Consider the following 1,477-nt stretch of genomic DNA (forward strand, 5'->3'; position numbering starts at 1 on the left):
GAGGGGTGATGGCACACCCTCATCTTGAAGGCTGTTCAAAACAGAAATGGACTGCGAACGTTTAGTCATTCAAGAATACCATCCGTTACACCATAAGGTGTAGGACTTGCAGCTTTAGCCGTGGGAGTGTCAATATTAAGGTTGACTGACCAGAACCAAATAAACCGATCGTTATTAAGTACTTGATCTTAGTGGTATACGATATTATCTCATATAGTTGACATAAGGGCGTATTTGCATGTAAATCGCTCTTTTATGTACAATGAAAGAAAAACATCATATGAGATGGAGAGAGGAAAACCCATGTCCAACCAACAATTAGTGAATTTACGCATTGATTTTGCTTTTAAACAACTATTTGGCACAAGTGGAAATGAAGATATTCTGATTGCTTTTTTAAATGCGATGTTACAGGATTCTTTAGAATCACCTATTATTTCGTTACAATTAGAAGACCCGCACTTGCACCGAGAACATGAGGAAGATAAATTATCAATTTTAGATATTTCAGCCACATTAGATACAGGAACAAAGGTAAATGTGGAAATTCAATTGAATAATAATCATGATATGATTAAAAGAAGCCTGTATTATTGGGGAAGATTATATACATCTCAACTACAAAAGGGGATGTCTTATAGTTCTCTTCACAAAACCATTACGATTAATTTGTTAAACTTCATGATGTTTCCAGAATATGAAACGTTTCATACAACAGGAATTCTATGGAATCAACAACAACAAAAGAAGTTAAGTGATGATATTGAAATTCATATCGTGGAAATTCCAAAATTAATGCAACAGTGGCGGAATGAACAAGTAAATCCCTGGGAAGATTCGTTTGTTCGTTGGTTGTTACTACTTCCAGCGAATGAAGATGAACGATTAACCCAAACATTGGAGGATATTGCGATGAACCAAGACCCGATTTTACAAAAAGCCATGAATAAATGGGAACGTATGAGTCAAGATTCTTCTTTCCGACAAGCGTATGAAGCAAGGGAGAAAGCGTTGATGGATGAAGCCGCAAAGTTTGCTTATGCAGAACAAAAAGGGATTGAAAAAGGGAAAATGCAACTTATTCGTGGTATGCACAAAAACGGAATGCCAATAGAAGATATTGCAAAGTTTACAAATTTACGTATAGAAGAAATAAGAAATATTGTACAAGCTTAAATGATTAAAAATAACACCTACAAATACTGTAGGTGTTATTTTTTAGTGGCCACCGCCACCAGGGGTATCATTAATGTTCGAAAGAATGTAAATTCCTGTTCCTGGATCAAGAAGATAATTGGTTGTTTTTTATTAACGTAGTTAAAAGTCAATTTCAACACCTCCTACAAAATAATCTTCACTACATAATATAATTATTGTTTAACAGGTTTTTCACACTATTTTTGGCTCTGGTGCAAAAATAGTGGGTTTATGAAAAATGAACAAACGATTCCTAACGGAATTGAAATTTATGCTGTTA

The 1,477-nt window shown here is 34.6% G+C and carries 1 protein-coding gene; it reads left to right on the top strand.

Going from position 1 to position 1,477, the window contains the following annotated elements; all coding sequences use genetic code 11:
• Window positions 1-303 precede the first annotated feature (303 nt).
• Window positions 304-1,176: an Rpn family recombination-promoting nuclease/putative transposase gene (locus ACQRBL_RS32215; protein WP_000070876.1), complete on the top strand. Its 873-nt coding sequence runs from the start codon at window positions 304-306 to the stop codon at window positions 1,174-1,176.
• Window positions 1,177-1,477: the final 301 nt, after the last annotated feature.

This window comes from Bacillus sp. AF62 (genome assembly GCF_050312695.1).
Lineage (GTDB): Bacteria > Bacillota > Bacilli > Bacillales > Bacillaceae_G > Bacillus_A > Bacillus_A cereus.